Origin of the sequence: Streptomyces sp. T39 (assembly GCF_008042045.1) — a bacterium.
Taxonomy (GTDB): Bacteria; Actinomycetota; Actinomycetes; order Streptomycetales; family Streptomycetaceae; genus Streptomyces.
The window spans coordinates 1198434-1217075 of sequence record NZ_RDBP01000012.1; the positions used below are offsets into that span (position 1 = coordinate 1198434).

10 protein-coding genes, 1 pseudogene and 1 other annotated feature are annotated in these 18642 nt (G+C 73.0%); of the genes and pseudogenes, 7 read left to right on the forward strand and 4 right to left on the reverse strand.

Features of this window, described 5'->3' with window-relative positions:
* Positions 1–123: 123 nt before the first annotated feature.
* The 4 genes from EAO77_RS06335 to EAO77_RS06350 are packed head-to-tail and all read left to right on the forward strand — an operon-like array spanning position 124 to position 5238.
* A complete protein-coding gene (locus EAO77_RS06335; protein ID WP_147987094.1) occupies positions 124–963 on the forward strand; it encodes a hypothetical protein in 840 nt (279 codons plus the stop codon).
* Complete coding sequence (locus EAO77_RS06340; RefSeq protein WP_147987095.1) at positions 953–2257, forward strand: hypothetical protein; 1305 nt, start codon at positions 953–955, stop codon at positions 2255–2257. Before EAO77_RS06335 ends, EAO77_RS06340 begins: the two co-directional genes overlap by 11 nt.
* Complete coding sequence (locus tag EAO77_RS06345; protein WP_147987096.1) at positions 2254–3807, forward strand: SCO6880 family protein; 1554 nt, start codon at positions 2254–2256, stop codon at positions 3805–3807. Before EAO77_RS06340 ends, EAO77_RS06345 begins: the two co-directional genes overlap by 4 nt.
* Before the next feature lie 12 nt (positions 3808–3819).
* Positions 3820–5238: an ATP-binding protein gene (locus tag EAO77_RS06350; RefSeq protein ID WP_147987097.1), complete on the forward strand. Its 1419-nt coding sequence runs from the start codon at positions 3820–3822 to the stop codon at positions 5236–5238.
* A 718-nt stretch (positions 5239–5956) separates the two neighbouring features.
* Positions 5957–6232 (reverse strand) — a sequence feature (16S ribosomal RNA rRNA prediction is too short).
* 739 nt (positions 6233–6971) lie between these two features.
* Here the strand turns inward: EAO77_RS06350 and EAO77_RS06365 are convergent.
* Entirely contained in the window at positions 6972–7538 is a 567-nt protein-coding gene (locus EAO77_RS06365; RefSeq protein WP_147987099.1) for a MarR family winged helix-turn-helix transcriptional regulator, read from the reverse strand.
* A 153-nt stretch (positions 7539–7691) separates the two neighbouring features.
* Between EAO77_RS06365 and EAO77_RS06370 the strand changes: the two genes are divergently transcribed.
* Positions 7692–8993: an MFS transporter gene (locus EAO77_RS06370; RefSeq protein WP_147987100.1), complete on the forward strand. Its 1302-nt coding sequence runs from the start codon at positions 7692–7694 to the stop codon at positions 8991–8993.
* A 43-nt stretch (positions 8994–9036) separates the two neighbouring features.
* On the opposite strand, the gene EAO77_RS06375 is transcribed toward EAO77_RS06370, so the two are convergent.
* Together EAO77_RS06375 and EAO77_RS06380 are read right to left on the reverse strand one after the other, a co-directional pair.
* Positions 9037–10716: a SpoIIE family protein phosphatase gene (locus EAO77_RS06375; protein ID WP_147987101.1), complete on the reverse strand. Its 1680-nt coding sequence runs from the start codon at positions 10714–10716 to the stop codon at positions 9037–9039.
* Positions 10717–10869: 153 nt separating this feature from the next.
* The gene (locus tag EAO77_RS06380) at positions 10870–12321 is read right to left on the reverse strand and encodes an NAD(P)/FAD-dependent oxidoreductase (protein ID WP_410088519.1); all 1452 of its coding nucleotides are present in this window, start codon (positions 12319–12321) and stop codon (positions 10870–10872) included.
* Between the two features lie 412 nt (positions 12322–12733).
* On the opposite strand from EAO77_RS06380, the gene EAO77_RS06385 reads away from it, so the two are divergent.
* Positions 12734–13540: a TetR/AcrR family transcriptional regulator gene (locus EAO77_RS06385; protein ID WP_147987103.1), complete on the forward strand. Its 807-nt coding sequence runs from the start codon at positions 12734–12736 to the stop codon at positions 13538–13540.
* Between the two features lie 464 nt (positions 13541–14004).
* Positions 14005–15866, forward strand: a pseudogene (locus EAO77_RS06390) (sigma-70 family RNA polymerase sigma factor).
* Between the two features lie 128 nt (positions 15867–15994).
* On the opposite strand, the gene EAO77_RS06395 reads toward EAO77_RS06390, so the two are convergent.
* On the reverse strand, positions 15995–18160 hold the full coding sequence (locus EAO77_RS06395) for an asparagine synthase-related protein (RefSeq protein ID WP_147988986.1): 2166 nt from the start codon (positions 18158–18160) through the stop codon (positions 15995–15997).
* Positions 18161–18642: the final 482 nt, after the last annotated feature.

Below are 18642 nucleotides of genomic sequence, written 5' to 3' on the forward strand. Positions count from 1 at the left end.
GTTCCGTCACCTCCGGGCCCGCCCGGGCCCACCGGCAGAGGTCCTTTCCCTGATGTCACGTCACCACCCCGCCCCCGCGCGGCAAGCAGCACCTACACGACCGGTTGAGGGAGCCAGCGCGACATGAGCCTCGGCGACGAACACGGCGGCGGCCGTACGAGCGAAGGCTTCGGCGGCTCGGGCCAGACGCGCACGCGTCTGCCCGGCGCGGGCGACGGCGACGGCTACGGCGGCTCCCGCCGCCCGGCCCGCCCCTCCCGCTCCCTCATCGGGGTGGTGGGCGTCGTCGTGCTCCTCATCGCGGCGATCGCCTTCGCCAACCAGGGCGGCGGGGACGACGGGAACACCACCGACGGCGCGAAGCCCCCGGGCGCGGCCCCGACGGCGGCCACCGGCACCCGCCCGGTCGAGGGCAAGTCCGGCGACATCCCGACGGGCTACGCCCAGGACGAGCAGGGGGCGCAGAGCGCGGCGGCGAATTACACCGCCGTGCTGGGTTCCGACGGCATGTTCAACAAGGAGCGTCGCCGGGAGATCGTTTCCGCGATTGCCGACCCGTCCAACCGGTCAGAGCTCCAGTCCGGTTTCGATGCCGACTATTCCGCCGACTTCCTTGCCCAGATCGGCCTCAATCCTGACGGCACCGCACCCGCGGGCTCGACGTTCGTCAATCGAACGATGCCTGCCGGCACCAAGGTACTGAAGTACACGGCCAACACCGCGGAGATCGACGTGTGGTGTGTGGGGCTCTTCGGCCTGACCGGCGAGAAGTCCACCAAGCCCGTCACGAACGGGTGGTTCACGGTCACGGTGAAGCTCAAGTGGACGGATTCCGACTGGAAGGTCCTGGAGACCAGTCAGCGGAACGGGCCGACTCCTGTGACGGGCGACAACCAAGTTTCCGGCTCGGATGAGATCGCGGACGCAGTCAACGGATTCGGAGGGTTCACCTATGCCCGCTAGGCCTCGATCCCTGACACGCGTACTGCCACTCGTCGTCACGGTGCAGGCTGCCGTTGTCCTCTTTGCCTCGCGCGCAGTGGCTGAGCCTTCCCCGACACCGTCACCCAGCACGACCAACGATCCCTGTGAACTGATCGCAGGACCTGCCCGCGACTATTGCACCAACGGCGAACCCGGCAGCAGCGGCCGGTCCGTGTCCAACAACCCCGCCGACGCCCTCGACCCCCTCTCCTCCCTCGCGCGCGGCTGCGCCGACGCCGCCGTCAGCGTCCTCGACTACCTGTCCAAGGCCGTCAAGGAGACCGCCGAGGTCGACTTCACCAACCCCGCGTTCCTCGCCCGCTACGCCATCGTCTTCGCGGCGGCCACCGTCCTGACGCTCGTGCTGTGGCTGCTGGCCGTCGCCAAGCGGGCCATCCGGGGCGTGCCGCTGACGACCGCGCTCTCCGAGGCCGTCGGGTTCCTCTGGCTGACGGTCCTGGCCTCCGCCTTCACGCCGCTGCTGCTCTACACGGTCGTCTCGGCCACCGACGCGCTCACCGAGGTCGTCGCCTCCGGGACCCAGGAACAGACCGACGTCTTCTTCGGGAGCTTCAAGGAGGCCCTGCAGAAGGGCGACAGCATCAGCGGCGGCCCGATCATGCTGATCATCGTCTCGCTGGTCACCGTCGTCGCCGCCGGAGTCCTCTTCCTCGAGCTCTTCATCCGCGCGGTGCTGCTCTACGTCGGCGCCCTGCTGGGTGTCGTGGTCTACGCGGGCCTCGTCGACAAGAACATGTGGGGCCACGTCCGCCGCTGGGCCGGCATCATGATCGCGATCATCCTGGTCAAACCGATCATCGTGATCGTCCTCGGCCTCGCCGGGGCGCTCTCGGCCGGCGAGGGACCGGACTCCTTCTCCGCGGTCGTCTCCGGCCTGTCGATCATCCTGCTGGCCATCTTCGCCTCCGCGATGATCTACCGCTTCGTCCCCGGCTTCGGCGACGAGATCGCGAACTCCCGCAACAACCGCATCCAGAACGCGGCCGAGGGCAAGGCCGCCGCCGTCATCAGCTCGCCCGCCGCACTGGTGTCCCAGGGCATCAAGACCCACAGCTCCCGCGGCGACCAGGGCGGCGGCGACAGCGGCGCGAGCGCACCCCGGCCCTCCAACCCGGTCAGCGGCGGCATGGCCGCCCACGGCAGCCGCGGCGGCGGACAGGCCGCCACCGCCGCGCCCCCGCCGCGCAGCGCCGCCCCGACGAGCAACACCCCGCACAGCAACCGCAACAGCACAGGAGGTGGCCGGCGTTGACCACCCAGTCCCACCCGATCACGCCCCGCCGCACGTACCTCATCGGCCGGGCCCGGCCGAACGCGATCGTCGGCAAGAACCGCGAGACCGGCGAGATCGCGCTGATCATCGCCGGCGCGTTCCTCGGCATGATGAGCGGGCTGCTGGTCCCCGTGCTCACCCTGCGGATCGTGCTGCTGGTCGGCTTCCCGATGCTGGCGCTCGCGGCCGTCTACTTCCCGTACAAGCACCGCACCTTCTACCGGTGGTTCGAGATCAACCGGTCGTACAAGCGCACCCTGCGCCAGGGGACCACCTACCGCTCCGGCGCCGTGGAGGCCGGCACCCGGGCCGACGGGCGGGAGATCGAGATCGGCCCCCCGCCCGGCATCGGGCGGATCAGCTGGCTGGCGGCCCCCTTCGGGCCGGACGAGATCGCCGTGCTGCTGCACGCCGACCGCCGCACGGTGACCGCCGCGATCGAGATCGAGGGCCCGGGCGTCGGCCTGCGCGACAGCGAGGACCAGGAGGCCCTGGTCGACCGCTTCGGCACGCTGCTCAAGCACGTCGCCAACGGGGACGGCTTCGTGACGCGCCTGCAGATGCTCGCCCGCACCCTCCCCGCCGACCCCGACGCCCACGCCAAGGACGTCGCCCAGCGCGGCGACCACGGCGCCCCCGGCTGGCTCCAGGAGTCCTACGACCAGCTCCAGTCGATGGTCTCCACCTCCAGCGAGCAGCACCGCGCCTACCTGGTCGCCTGCATGCACTACTCCCGCGAACTGGCCGCCGAGGCGCACGCCATGGCCCGCGCCGCCAAGGCGTCCGCCGGGACCCGGCGCCTCGACAGGGACGCCGGCCTCGCCGTCGTCATGGCCCGTGAGCTCACCGACATCTGCGCCCGCCTCGCCGAGGCGGACATCCGCGTCCGGCAACCGCTCGGGCAGTCCCGGCTGGCGTCCCTCGTGCACTCGATGTACGACCCGGACCACCCCATCGACCACATCCAGGCGATGACCAAGCGCAACGCCTGGCCGGCCGAACTGGACGCCGTCGAGCCCACCTACCTCCAGGCCAAGACCCGCGAGTCGTCCACCCGCGCCCCCTGGTGCCACTCCACGGCATGGGTCAAGGAGTGGCCGATGACCCCGGTCGGCGTCAACTTCCTCGCCCCGCTGCTGGTCCACACCCCCGACGTCATCCGCACGGTCGCCGTCACGATGGACCTGGAGCCGACCGAGGTGGCCATCGAGCGGATGCTGACCGAGAAGACCAACGACGAGGCCGACGCCAGCCGCGCCGCCAAGATGAACCGGACCGTCGACCCGCGCGACATCGCCGCGCACGGCAGGCTCGACCAGCGGGGTGAAGATCTCGCGAGCGGTGCGGCCGGGGTCAACCTCGTCGGGTACATCACTGTGTCGTCGCGTTCGCCCGAAGCACTCGCCAGGGACAAGCGCACGATCAGGGCCTCCGCAGGCAAGTCGTATCTCAAGCTGGAGTGGTGCGACCGCGAACACCACCGGGCCTTTGTGAACACCCTGCCGTTCGCGACCGGCATCCGCCGATAGGGGCCCCGACTGATGCGTGATCCGCTGTCCGTCCTCACCGATGCGTTCACCTCCTTCGTGTTCGGGAAGGTGGAGACGACCCGCCTGCCCGTCCGCACCTCGACCGGGCAGGCGCAGGCCGTCTATCTGCCGACCGCCGCGCCCGGCCTCGGCGACTCCGGCGTGATCATCGGCCGCGAGGTCTACAGCGGCAAGGGCTACATCTACGACCCCTTCCAGCTCTACGGGCAGCAGCTCCCCGCCCCGCACTGGCTCGTCCTCGGCGAGTCGGGCAACGGCAAGTCCGCGCTGGAGAAGACGTACGTCCTGCGGCAACTGCGCTTCCGCGACCGCCAGGTCGTCGTCCTCGACGCACAGGGCGAGGACGGCGTCGGCGAGTGGAACCTCATCGCCCAGGAGCTGGGGATCACCCCCATCCGGCTCGACCCGATGACGGCGCTCGACGGCGGCATCCGCCTCAACCCGCTCGACCCGGCGATCACCACCACCGGCCAGCTGGCCCTGCTGCGCACCATCATCGAGGTCGCGATGGGCCACGGCCTCGACGAGCGCAGCGGCTTCGCGCTGAAGGTCGCGCACGCCTACGTCAACGAGACCATCACCGACCGCCAGCCCGTCCTCACCGACATCGTCGAGCAACTGCGCCACCCGGAGCCCGAGTCGGCGGCGGCGATGAACGTCGACATAGACGATGTCCGCGCCTGGGGCCTGGACGTCGCCCTGGTGCTCGACCGGCTCGTGGACGGCGACCTGCGCGGCATGTTCGACGGACCGACCACCGTCGGCATCGACCTCGACGCGCCGCTCATCGTCTTCGACCTCTCCCACATCGACCGCAACTCGATCGCCATGCCGATCCTGATGGCGATCGTCGGCGTGTGGCTGGAGCACACCTGGATCCGCCCCGACCGCAAGAAGCGCATCTTCCTGGTGGAGGAGGCGTGGCACATCATCAACAGCCCCTTCGTCGCACAGCTCTTCCAGCGGCTGCTCAAGTTCGGCCGGCGGCTCGGCCTGTCGTTCGTGGCGGTGGTGCACCATCTGTCCGACGTCGTCGACGGGGCGGCGGCGCGGGAGGCGGCGGCCATCCTGAAGATGGCCTCCACCCGTACGGTGTACGCCCAGAAGGCCGACGAGGCACGGGCGACGGGCCTGGTCCTGGGGCTGCCACGCTGGGCGGTGGAGATCATCCCCACCCTCACACCGGGCATCGCCGTCTGGGACGTCAACGGCAACGTGCAGGTGGTCAAGCACCTCATCACCGAGGCCGAACGGCCGCTCGTCTTCACCGACCGCGCCATGACGGAGGCGTCCAGGCCCCCGGTGCCGGAGCACGTCCAGGCCGCCGAATGGGAGGCGGAGCAACGGGCGGCACTCATCGAGCAGCACCAGAGCTACGACGACGAGTCCTCCCAGTCGACGGTGGCGTGAGATGGACAGGGGGCGCGACGGGCGTCAGGGGTCCCAGGGGCCGGCGCGGGGCGGGGAGCACCAGGGCGGCGGCCTCCCGGACGGGCTGATCCTCGCCCTGCTCGGCTTCCTCCTCGGGCTGAGCGTCGTCGTCTGGACGGGCGCCGGGCTCGCGGGCCTGTTCGCCCACGGTGCCTGGCCGACGGGCGTGACCTACGGCAACTCCCCGGCGGCGGTACGGGCCCTGGTGTCCGACCCGGGCGACCTGGCGGGCGCCTACCCGGCCACCCCGCCCGGCGAGCTCTCCGGGTACGGCCTCTTCTGGGGCCTGGTCATCGGCCAGGTGATGGTGCTCGCCGTCCTGACGGTGTTCGTCCTCGGCACCGTCGCCCGCTGGCGCGCCCTGCGCGCCACCGCCCGCGCCGAACGCACAGCGCGGGCCGCCTCGGCCGGACCCACGGAACACCTGCCGAAGGCCGACCCGGCGCCCGCCCCGCGGCCGGGCGAACCGGCCGCGACAGCGCCGCCGCCCGGACCGTTCGACACCGGACGGCACGCCGGAACGCACGAGCCCGGACCGTACGCCGGAACGCACGAGCCCGGACCGTACGGCGGGCCGACCGTCGGCGGGCCGTACGGCCTCCCGGCCGAACCCGTCGGCACCGGAGGGACCGACCCCGCCCAGGGAGCATCCGGCCCGGCCGGGCCGAGCTTGGCGCGTGCGTCCTTGGTCGCGGCCCACACCGAGGGGTCGGAGGTGACGACGAGCGCCGGACCCTCGGCGTCGAGGAGTGCCTGGACGGCGGCGGGGCGCCGGGTGGCCGCGTCGCCGTACACGACACGACCGGCGACACGACCGGTTAACCCACCGAGATGCCTCGGCGGGTGTTATCCGGTATTAGACCCCGTTTCCAGGGCTTGTCCCAGAGTGCAGGGCAGATTGCCCACGTGTTACTCACCCGTTCGCCACTAATCCACCCCGAAGGGCTTCATCGTTCGACTTGCATGTGTTAAGCACGCCGCCAGCGTTCGTCCTGAGCCAGGATCAAACTCTCCATGAATGTCTACCGGTAATCCGGTTGAACACCACTTAGAGCGGAACGGTCGGGCGGAATAAGCCCCACCGTTCACAGCGTCCTCGCTGTGTCGCCTGCCCGCAMCYTCACAAGGAGGACCGGACAGGTCTTTTTCAAAGGAACCTCGACCATCCGAACCGGATGGACGGGGTATCAACATATCTGGCGTTGATTTTTGGCACGCTGTTGAGTTCTCAAGGAACGGACGCTTCCTTTGTACTCACCCTTTCGGGCTTTCCTCCGGGCGCTTCCCTTCGGTCTTGCGTCTCCGACTCTATCAGATCTTTCCGACCCGATTTCCTCGGTGCTTTCCGGGCTTTTCGGCCCTTCCGGCGGTTCCGACTCTATCAGACTCTTTCGGGCCTGATTCCCAGTCAGGGGGCTCTGTCTTCCCGGCTGTTGGGCCGTTCCGACGTCCAAACTCTAGCGGATTCTCCGGGCGACTCATAATCGAGTCATTCGAAATGGATTTCGGCATGCCGAAATAAATCCCGACCGGGAGTCCGTGCTGAGGTTGGTGCCGCATCAGCGGCTGGATGGCCGTCGAGGAACCGTTACGGCTCCGCGACAACTCGAAGAACCTTACGGATCCGTTTCGCCTGTGTCAAGCCCCCTTGGCAGTCGGGTGAACGCGTCCGTCCCGGGTGGCCCGGACGCCCCGATCCAAACGTCGGGCCCTCAGTCGAGGTCGGTGAGCCGCCCGCCGGCGTCCGGCTGGTCGTGCTCCACCCGGCGCAGGACGCGGATGAGCAGTTCCCCGAGCAGGGCGCGCTCCTCGGCGGCCAGGTCCTGGAGGAGGTCCTCCTCGAAGGTGGTCGCCATCCGCATCGCCTCGAGCCACTTGGTGCGGCCCTCGTCGGTGACCTCCACGATCACGCGCACCCGGTTGTTCTCGTCGCGGTCGCGGGTGACCAGACCGTCTCCGGCCATGCGGTCGATCCGGTGGGTCATCGCGGCCGGGGTGAGGCCGAGCCGCTTCGCCAGCTCCCCGGGGCCCAGCCGGTAGGGGGCGCCGGAGAGGACGAGGGTCTTGAGGACCTCCCACTCGGCGTTGCTGATGCCGAGATCCGCCAGCTGCCGCCCGTAGGCCACGTTCATACGGCGGTTCAGGCGTCCCAGTGCGGAGACCACCTTCTCGACCTGCGGGTCGAGGTCGCCGAACTCGCGCTGATAGGCGGCGATCTGTTCGTCGAGGGTCGGCTCCTGGGGCCCGGACGCGGAGGCCTCGGGGGTCTCGGTAGGCATGCGCCGAAGTATCGCACGGTTCACGTTGGCATTGAAGTCCTTGAGTGTGTACTGTTGACCTTCGAACTTTACTGTTGAAGTCTTGATGCTTCAGTACTCCGGGTCCGGCCCGCCCCAGGCGCGCCGGACCCCAGATCTGCGAAGTGGGTGAGTGTGACCAGGGCGAAGGGCGCGGCGATGCGCCGGATCCAGGCGGGGAACGCGCTGAGCGCGTTCGGGCTCGGCTTCACGGTTCCGTACCTCTATGTCTATGTGGCACAGGTGCGGGACCTCGGCGCGGGCACTGCGGGCGTGGTGCTCGCGGTGTTCGCGATGGCCGCGCTCGTCGTCCTGCCGTTCACCGGGCGGGTGATCGACCGGCGGGGGCCGCTGCCCGTGTTGGTGGGGGCCGCAGTGCTGGCGTCGGCCGGTGCCGCCGGCATGGGGCTGGCCGGGAGCGTCCCCGCCGTCGTGGCCTCCGCCGCCGTCCTCGGCGCCGGCACGGCCGTCATGCAGCCCGCGCTGGCGACCATGATCGTCTGGAGCTCGGAGGCCACCACCCGTACCCGCGCCTTCGCCACGCAGTTCTTCCTCCAGAACCTGGGCCTGGGCATCGGCGGTCTCATCGGCGGTCACATCGTCGACGAGAGCCGGCCCGGCAGCTTCACCCTGCTCTTCACCATCGAGTCGGTGATGTTCCTGGTCCTCGCCGCCGTCGCGCTCACCGTCCGGCTCCCCGCACCGTCCGGCGTGCACGGCACCCCCGCGGAGGCCGGGGCGAAGGGCGGCATGCGTGCACTGCTCGGCCACCGGGCCATGGTGCAGCTGCTCGTCCTCGGCTTCGTCCTCTTCTTCGCCTGCTACGGACAGTTCGAGTCCGGGCTGGCCGCGTACGGCACCGAGGCCGCCGGGATCGAGCCGTCCACCCTGGGCACCGCGCTGGCCGCGAACACCGCGGTGATCGTGGCGGCGCAGTTCCTCGTGCTGCGGTTCGTGGAGCGCCGCAGCCGCACCAGGGTGATCGCCGCGGTCGGCCTCATCTGGGCGGTCGCCTGGATCGCCGCCGGATACGCCGGCCTCGGCCACGGCAGCCAGGCGATGGCGACGGCCGCGTTCATCTCCACGTACGCCCTCTTCGGGCTCGGTGAGGCGATGCTGTCACCGACCGTCGCACCGCTGGTGGCCGACCTGGCCCCCGAGTCGATGGTCGGGCAGTACAACTCGGCGTTCGCCCTGGTCAAGCAGCTGGCGCTGGCCGTCGGGCCGGCCGTGGGCGGCCCCATGGGCGCCGCACTGCACGGGCCCTACATCATCACCTTCGTGCTGTTCTCGCTCGCCGTCACCGTGCTGGCGCTGCGGCTCGGCAAGCGGCTCACCCCGGTGCAGGACCGTCCGTCGCTCGCGGCGAGGACCCGGGTCGTCACCGTCCACATGCCGCAGCCCGCGGACGCCGAGACGGTGGCCGCCGCCCGCTGACCGCTCGCCGGACCGGGTGCGCCCGGTCCGGCGGTGCGCGATCTCAGTCGGGCAGGGCGAACTCGCACCACACCGCTTTCCCGCCGCCCGGAGTGCGGCGGGACCCCCAGGACGAGGCGATCGTCGCGATGATCGAGATCCCGCGGCCCGCCTCGTCCTCCGTCTCGGCCCTGCGGCGGCGCGGCAGATGCTCGTCGCCGTCCGTCACCTCGACGATCAGCCGCCGGTCGGTGCGGCGCAGCCGCAGGCGCATCGGCGGGGTGCCGTGCTGGAGGGAGTTGGCGACCAGTTCGCTGACGGCCAGCACCCCGAGGTCGTGCAGCTCGGGCGAGAACCGCCACGACGCGAGCACCCCCGAGGCGAACGCCCGGGCGCGCGGCGCCGCCTCCGTCCCGCCGAGCAGATCCAGCGCGGCATTGTGGAACAGCTCCGCGGCCGCGCCCGTGCGCGTCGGATGCTGGAGCACCAGGACGGCCACGTCGTCGTCGTGCTCCGCCGTCACGCCCAGGGAGCGGATCAGCCGGTCGCACACCACCTGGGGCGTCCCGGTGGCGCCGGCCAGCGCGCGCTCCAGAGCCGCCAGCCCTTCGTCGATGTCCTCCCGCCGTCGCTCCACCAGTCCGTCGGTGTAGAGGACGGCAGTCGAACCGGGCGGCAGGTCGATGCTGCCCGAGGTGTGCAGCCAGCCGCCGGTGCCGAGCGGGGGTCCGGTCGGCTCCTCGGCCCGGCGGACCGTGCCGTCCTCGTCGCGCACCAGGATCGGCAGATGGCCGGCCGACGCGTACACCAGTCGGCCGTCCGTCGGGTCGTGGACGGCGTACACACAGGTCGCGATCTGGCTGGCGTCGATCTCGGAGGCGAGCCCGTCGAGCAGCTGCAGCACCTCGTGGGGCGGCAGGTCGAGCCGGGCGTACGCGCGCACGGCCGTGCGCAGCTGGCCCATGACCGCGGCGGCGCGCACACCGCGGCCCATCACGTCCCCGATGACGACAGCGGTGCGGCCTCCGCCGAGGGTGATCACGTCGTACCAGTCGCCGCCGACGGCGGCGTCCGTGCCGCCCGGCTGGTAGGTCGCGGCGAACCGCAGGTCGTCGGGCTGCTCCAGCTCCTGGGGCAGCAGGGAGCGCTGGAGGGTGACCGCCGTCTCGCGGTGCCGGCGTTCGCTGGCGCGCAGCCGCTCGGCGGCGTCGGCGTGGTCGGTGACGTCGGCGGCGAAGACGAGGACGCCCTCCGTCTCCTCGCCGCCGTCGCCGCGGCCGGCCGGCAGGCACGTCACCGTGTAGGAGCCGTCCCCGCGCCCGCCGGGCCCGCTCTGGATGCGGCGGGACTTGACCGTGCGCGGCTTGCCGCTGCGCAGCACCTGCTCCATGAGCGGGAGCAGGCCGAGCTCGGCGAGTTCGGGGCAGGTCTCGGCGGCGGGTGTGCCGGGCGGGCGGTGACCGAAGGCGGCGGCGTAGGCGTCGTTGACGTACACGACGCGGTGCTCGGGGCCGTGCACGAGGGCGACCAGGGCGGGGAGGCTGCCGAGGATCTCCGGGAGGGCGAAGTCCTCCAGGGCGGGGAGGCCGGCCGGCGCGGTGTCCGGGTGCCGCCCGGACCCGCCGCGGGCCGCAGGCACGGAGCTCTCGCCCCGCTGCACCGGTGTGAGGCCGCGGTCCGTCCCTCGCGCTGCGGCGCGGCGCTGCGTACCGGGGAGCCTTGCGCTCCAACGCGTGAAGTTCACTGACTTTCTAGCCTCAATGGGATGGTTGCCAAGGGTCACTCTGTGCAGGTGTGAGCCCACCTATGGTCACACGTCCAGTGTGGCCGTCCGGACTGACAGTCGTCTTTGCGCCCGTGGCCCCGGCGTTGCGCCGTCGGTGCCTGGCCGCCGCCGTCAGCTGTCCGGTGAGCTGTCGGCGGACTCGTCGCGGCCGGTGCGCGGGGGCTCCTCACCGGGACCCGCCTCCGGGGCGTCGAGGGCTCCCGGCGTGCCGGCCGGGGGTGTTCCCGTGGCCGCTCCGGGCCGGGCGCGTGCGGTGGAGCCGCCGTGGCCCGGCGGTCCGCCGCCCGCGGCGACCTCGAACTCGGCCCGGGGGTGTTCGAGGGAGCCGAGGGAGACGATCTCACGCTTGAACAGTCCGGACAGGGTCCACTCGGCGAGCACGCGCGCCTTGCGGTTGAAGGTGGGGACCCGGCTGAGGTGGTACGCGCGGTGCATCAGCCAGGCCGGGTAGCCCTTGAGCTTGCGGCCGTAGACGTGGGCGACGCCCTTGTGCAGACCGAGCGAGGCGACCGAGCCCGCGTAGCTGTGCGCGTACTCGGTGAGCGGCCGGCCGTGCAGGGCCGCGACGATGTTCTCCGCGAGCACCTTGGTCTGGCGCACGGCGTGCTGGGCGTTGGGGGCGCACAGGGCGCCCGGCACGTCGGAGGTGACGTCGGGGACGGCGGCGGCGTCACCCGCGGCCCATGCGTGGTCGGCACCCTCGACGGACAGCCGCGCGGTGCACACCAGGCGGCCGCGGTCGTCGAGGGGGAGGTCGGAGGCCGCCAGCACGGGGGCCGGTTTGACGCCCGCCGTCCACACCAGGGTCCTGGTCGGGAAGCGTGAGCCGTCGCTGAGGACGGCGACGCGGTCCTCGCACGACTCCAGGCGGGTCTCCAGCCGTACGTCGATGTTGCGTGCGCGCAGCTCGCGGACGGCGTACCGGCCCATGTCCTCGCCGACCTCGGGGAGGATGCGGCCGGCGGCCTCGACGAGGATCCATTTCAGGTCCTCGGGCTGCACGTTGTGGTAGTACCGCGAGGTGTAGCGGGCCATGTCCTCCAGTTCGGCGAGCGCCTCGACGCCCGCGTATCCGCCGCCGACGAAGACGAAGGTCAGGGCCGCGTCGCGGATCGCGGGGTCGCGGGTGGAGGAGGCGATGTCCATCTGCTCGATGACGTGGTTGCGCAGCCCGATGGCCTCTTCGACTGTCTTGAAACCGATGCCGAAGTCGGCGAGGCCGGGGACGGGAAGGGTGCGGGAGACCGAGCCGGGGGCGAGGACCAGCTCGTCGTAGACGATCTCGACGGCTCCGGCGCCCTCCTCCTCGGTGGCGAGGGTGACGACGGTCGCGGTGCGCTTGGCGTGGTCGACGGACCTCGCCTCGCCGATGAGGATCGTGCACCGGTCCAGGACACGCCTCAGGGGGACCACCACATGGCGCGGGGAGATCGAACCGGCCGCGGCCTCGGGGAGGAAGGGCTGGTAGGTCATGTAGGGGTCGGGGGTGACGACGACGATCTCGGCGTCGCCTCTGTCGAGCTCGGGCTTCAGCTTCCGCTGGAGGCGCAGCGCGGTGTACATCCCGACGTAGCCGCCGCCGACGACCAGAATGCGGGTGCGCGGCGGGGTGCCTGAGGTCGTGTCCCGGGTGTTTGCAGCCTTCACCGTCCCATGAGGCAACGGCCTCAGTCGTTTGTCCACAGGCCCGGCCGATTGTGTGACCGGAAGAAATGGAGCGGCGGGGCGCGGAACGCCTCGGGTCATTTCGGAAGCCGTGCAGGTCAGGGCGGGCGCGGGCAGGGCGCGGCAACGGCGGAAGGGGGGACGATCCGGTCCTTGCTCCGATCGGGGGGCGCTCCGTGCGAAGTACCCCCTTCTGAATTGACTCCGGCTCAACTATGTTCTTAGCCGGTCGGGGTGCCGGATGCGGCATGCCCGACGGACCAGGGCGGGGATGTCTCCGGGGGGAGACGACATGACCGGGGGAACGCTTATGCACATTCAGGATTCGCATTGGCAGACCGCTGTCGCGCCGGCGCCGGCCGTCGACGGCAATGGACACGGACCGGCCGCGGGACAGGGCGGGACCAGCCGCTCCGCACCGCTGCGGGTGGATGCCCAGCGCAATCTGGAGCACGTCCTGCGTGCCGCGCGCGAGGTGTTCGGCGAGCTGGGGTACGGGGCTCCGATGGAGGACGTGGCACGCCGCGCCCGCGTCGGCGTCGGAACGGTGTACCGCCGCTTCCCCAGCAAGGACGTGCTGGTCCGCCGGATAGCCGCGGAGGAGACCGCCCGGCTCACCGAGCAGGCGCGCACGGCCCTGGGGCAGGAGGAGGAGCCGTGGTCCGCGCTCTCCCGCTTCCTGCGCACGTCCGTGGCGTCGGGCGCCGGGCGGCTGCTGCCGCCCCAGGTGCTGCGCGTCGGCGTGGAGGGCGAGGAGACGGCGGAGGCCCCGGTGCGGGCGGCCGCCGACGAACCGGCGGAGGAGCCCCAGGGCGAGGTACGGGTCCCGCACCAGCGGGCCTTCGGCACGGGCGGGCTGCGGGTGGTCGGCCCGCGTCCGGTGCCGGCGGAGGAGCAGGACGACGACACCGGTGTGGCGGAACTGCTGGACGTGGTCGGGCGGCTGGTCGCCCGGGCGCGGGCGGCGGGCGAGCTGCGCGGGGACGTGACAGTGGCCGATGTGCTGCTGGTGATAGCCACGGCCGCGCCGTCGCTGCCCGACCCGGCGCAGCAGGAGGCGGCGTCCTCCCGGCTGCTGGACATCCTGCTGGAGGGCCTGCGTCCGCGCTCGGGCTGACCGGCGGCGGACGGCGGTGACCACTGCCTGCGGACGGTGGTGCGCGGCGGCGGTCCACGGCGGGCGATCGGTGCCGACCGGAGGCGGTCGGCGGCTGCCGACGGCGGTGAGCGATGCCGGCCGGTGGCGGTGACCGGCGGGAGTGCGCGGCGTGATCGCCGGCCCACCGGGCCGGCCGGAGGCGGCCGGCCGCCGGCAGCGACGGCGTCACGGCGCCGGGGGCCTCCCGCTGCCGGGAGGCTCGGGGACGCCGAGCCTCTGCGGGTGCCCGGGCGCCCCGGCGCGTCAACCGAACCCTTTCGTACGGGTGGACGAACTCTGCCCTGCCGGGTGACGCCGCGCGACCCGTTTCCCGGAAGTCTCCCCGGACGAGTGGTTGACGTTCACGGGGGTTCGACGCACAGCCGCTCTGTGGCACGCTGGCTCGGTTGATCGGGTCAGAGGTGCTGACGGGGGCTTCCGCGATGAGCGGTGACGGGCGGGACGGGTCACACGGGGGCGCGGGCGTCCCCGATGCGTCGGGAGGGCCTCGGGAGCAGGTGCCGAGCCAGGGCGGGCGGGGCGGCGCGCCCGGAGCGCGGCGGCCGTCCGGCGGCCCGCAGGGCCCCGGGCCCACCGGGCCCGGTGCAGCGCCGCCGGCCCTCGGGGGCGGCGCGCACGCCGTCCCCCAGCAGCGGGAGGGCGGCACCGGGGCGGGGTCACTGCTGCCGCCGCCCAGGGAACTTCCGCTCTCCGACGCCGACTTGATCCAGCACATGCGGCACGGCGACGACAGCGCCTACGAGGAGCTGTTCCGCCGCCACTCGGAGCCGGTGCGCAAGTACGCCCGCACCTGCTGCCGCGACGCCCACACCGCGGACGACCTCACCGCGGAGGTGTTCGCCAGGACGCTCCAGGCGGTGCGCGGAGGCGCCGGCCCGGAACAGGCGGTGCGCGCGTATCTGCTCACCACCGTCCGCAGGGTGGCCGCCTCCTGGGCGAAGACGGCCCGGCGCGAACAACTCGTCGAGGACTTCGCGGTGTTCGCCGCGGAGGCAGCCCGCAGTACCGATGTCGCCACCGACGACACGCTCGATCTCGGGGCGGACGTCAGGGCGATGCACGAAGCGGAGCAGTCACTCGCCCTGCAGGCATTCCGGTCCCTGCCGGAGCGCTGGCAGGCCGTGCTGTGGCACACGACGGTGGAGGAGGAGTCGCCCAGTGAGGTGGCCCCGCTCTTCGGGCTGACCGCCAACGCCACCGCGGTCCTCGCCAGCCGGGCGCGCGAAGGGCTCAAGCAGGCCTATCTCCAGGCGCATGTGAGCACGGCGCTCACGTCCGGCGGCGACTGCGCCCGGTACGCCGACCGGCTGGGCGCCTATGCGCGCGGCGGGCTGCGCATGCGGGCGGAGCGGGGGCTGCGCAAGCACCTCGACGAGTGCGTCAAGTGCCGCCTCGCCGCGGGTGAACTCGCCCAGGTGAACGCGGGCATCCCCGCGCTGCTGCCGGTCGCCGTCATCGGCTGGTTCGCCGCCGGGTACTCGCTCAAGGCCGCGGGCGTCGTCGCCGGCGGTGCCGTGGGCGCCGCCGGCGCGGGGGCCGCGGCGGCCGCCGCAGGAGCGGGGGCGTCCGGCGGGGCATCCTCCGGGGCCGCCGGCGGGGCGGCGGCGGAAGGCGTCGGCGCGCCCCTGAAGGCAGGGGTCGCGGCAGCCGTCGGCCTGGCGGCGGCCGCGGGCCTGGTGTGGGCGCTCACCGGCGACCCGGTCCCCGAGCCGGCGCCGCAGGCGCGGCCCCCGGCCGCCGTGCCCGCGGCCGCCGCCAGGCCGACGGCTGCCGCGACCCCTGCCTTCAGGGGCGCGCCGACGCCTTCCGCCGCCGCCCCGCCGGCGGCCCCGGAGGATGCCCCGCCGGACGGGAGGTCTACCAGGTCGGCAGCCTGGCCTACTCGTTCCTCGGCGACGGGACCGGTCCCGAGGTGCGGGTCGGCGAGAGTGGCTGGGTCTGGCAGCGCCAGGGCCTCACCATCGCCGGCACCCGCCACCCACAGGGCATCACGGTGCACGGCAGGTCGTCCGTCACCATCGACCTCAACCGCGCATGCACCCGCTACGACGCGCTCGTCGGCGTGGACGACCTGACGCTGGGCCGCCGGGCGGTGCGGTTCTCCGTCTACGCGGACGGGGTGCGCCTGTGGCGGTCCGCCGCGATGGCCCGGGGGGACGCCGCCGTCCCCGTCCAGGTACCGCTCGCGGGCCGCACGACGCTGCGCCTGGTCGTGGAGCCGGAGGACGTCCTCGGCACGGCGGTCCTCGCCGACTGGGCCCGGTCGCAGATCACCTGCCGGTAGGGCCGGGTCGCGAAGCGGCGCGGGGCGGGCGGGGCTCTCCCCACCCGGGCGGCACGCTGGCGGCGGGCCCGGCGCCCCGCGGCCGCCGCCGGACAGGCTCCGGCCGCGCCGACCCGGCCGGCCGCGCTTCAGGCCTGGAGGGTCGGCCGCTTGGGTACGCCGCCGGCCACCGCACGGCGGCGGGGCGCCGCCGTGCCGGTCCAGCAGGTGCCGCGGCGGGACAGCAGCCTGCGCAGCCACAGTTCGGTGGAGACGAGATCGGCCAGCCCGTCCAGCGGCACGGGCTCGCCCTCGGACGCCGCCCGCAGCGCCTTGCGGACGACGCGCGCCTCCACCAGACCCGCGTCGGCCAGCAGCGGGGCGTCGAAGAGGGCCATCAGATGGTCCAGCGCCACCCTCAGCCCGGTGCGTGCCGCGGTCTCCGCCGCCTGGGAGGCGTGGGTCGTGGCCCCCCAGCCCGGCGGGAGTTCATGGATGCCGGCTCCCGCCAGCACGGTCCGCAGCACGTCCGCCCGCGCGCCCGGCTGCACCCGCAGCGACTGGGGCAGCGCCCGGCTGGCCCGGACGACCTGGTTGTCGAGGAACGGGGCGTGGATGCGCTGGCTGCGGATCTCGGCCGCCTGCTCCAGGATCCGGTGGTCGGCCGCGTACCGGGCGAGCGCGGCACGGGCGCGGGCCTCGCCGGGGCGCAGGACCGTGGCGGGCCGGTGCGCGGCCTCCGTCAGACGAACCGATACTTCGGCGAGCGCCTCCCCCGTCAGCCAGCGGGCCGCCGGGCCCGGACGCGCCCAGGTCAACGCGGCGAGCGAGGCGCCCACCGCGCCGTTCAGGCCGATGACCCCCGTGCGGTTGGCGGTCAGCAGCCGGTCGGCGGCGGCCTCCAGGCCGGTGCGGTACGGGGTCCGGGCGAGGCGGCGGGCCGCCCGGTACACGGTCAGCGGAACGAACAGCGACTGCGGCGACGTCCCGTCCGCCCGGGCGATCGCGCTCACCGGGCGCAGCAGATGACGCCGTCCCCGGTCCATCAGCAGATCCGCGAGCCGGGCCGGATGGGCGTCCAGCACCTGCCGGGCGCCCGCGCCGGTGAGGTGGTCGGCGCTGCCCGCCGTGAGCCGGGTGCGGTGCCGTTCGGCGGTGACCAGGGACGGCGCGGGCTCGTCGGTCAGCGGCCCGGTGTCCAGTCCCGCGTACGGGAGCGCCTCCTCGCCGGCCGCGACCACGACATGGTGCAGCCGGGGGTTGGCGGCGATCACGCGGGCGCGTTCCAGTTCCGGTTCGCGGGTCTCCCGGCCGGTGGTCGCGAGGTCGTTGAAGGTGACGGCGACCAGGCGCTCCCCGGCGCCGGTGCCGTGGCCCAGCACGGTGCCCGGCACCCCGGGCAGGCCGGCGGCGAGCAGTGCGAGGGTGCTGGACGCGCTGCCGCCGGAGAGGTCGGCGCCGATGCCGGGGGCGGGCGCGCCCCGTGCGGCCCGGCGTTCCGCGGGCCCCATGCCCGGCACGGGCCCCGGGTCGGGCGGCAGGGTCTCGGGTGCGTGGCGGGGGGCGGTCAGCCGGGCGCGTACGGCCTCGACGAGGGCGTCGCGTACGCCGTCGACCGCCTGCGCCGGGTCGATCTGCGGCCCGGCCACCGCGAGGGAGGCCACCTGCTCGTACCCGGTGATCTCCCGGGAGCCCTCGCGCAGGATCAGCGCGTGCCCCGGGGGGATGCGTCTGACCCCGGCGTAGGGGGTGGAGTCCCGCAGCGCCTCCGGCGTCTCGGGGCAGGCGAGCAGTGCGGCGAGGTGTCCGATGTCGAGCTGGGCCTCGATCAGGTCGGCGAGGGGCAGGGCGGCGGTCGCGTACGCGGTGCCCTGGGCCCACGGGGTGTAGAACACGGGCCGGGCGCCCGCGAGATCGCCGACAACAGTGATCCGGCGCCCGATCTGGACGACGACGGTGTAACTGCCCGCCCATGCGGTGAGATGCCGCAGTGCGCCGCCGCGCGCCGCGAACAGCCCGACGCGCAGCTGCTCGTCGCTTGCGGCGCAGCAGCCGAGCACGGCGAGCCGGGCGACCGCCGGAGGATTCACGCCACCGCCGGGCACGGGGCGGGTGACGGGTTCGGCGGTGACGACGCGCACCTCGTCGGGGCGCCAGTCACCCACCGCCCACAGCGGATCGGGGTCACCCCACAGGAGTTGGGCGCCCACGGGGTGGACGGTGAGGTTCTCGCCGTCGGGATCCGGAAGCCCGGACACGGCACCGGCGGTGCCGAAGTGCGCGGCGATACTGCTCCACCCCACCAGCCACCGCATCCCCGCCTCCACCGTGTTCCCGAAGCCGTTCGGGAACATGCTGCCACGAAGGAGGCGCACAGGCTCGGGCCTCGGTAGCACCCGCAAAAAGTGAACGTGCCACCGGCAGTGGCCGTTCAGCGGCTCCGCCCGGTCGCCGGGACACCGCGCCCGCCGTCGCGGACACCGTCCGCGGGCCGTTCGGGACAGTCGGCATTCAGCCATTCTTGAACGGCGTACGAAGGTCAACACCCAGCCCGGGAGGCGCAGTTCGCCTCCCGGACCGGTCCGCCGCCCGCGGGGAAATGAGGCGGCAGTGTCCCCCAGCCCACTGGTTCCAGTACGCAGTGGGCCGACCCACGCAGCACCCATGGAAGCGCTCCCGGTCACGGACCGGCCAGAGCGCACGGACAGGCGCACGGCCACACGGCGGGAGCACGGCCACGGCATCCGGCCCACGGTGCCGCACCACAATCCCGCCATAGGGAACGCCGCCTCTTAAC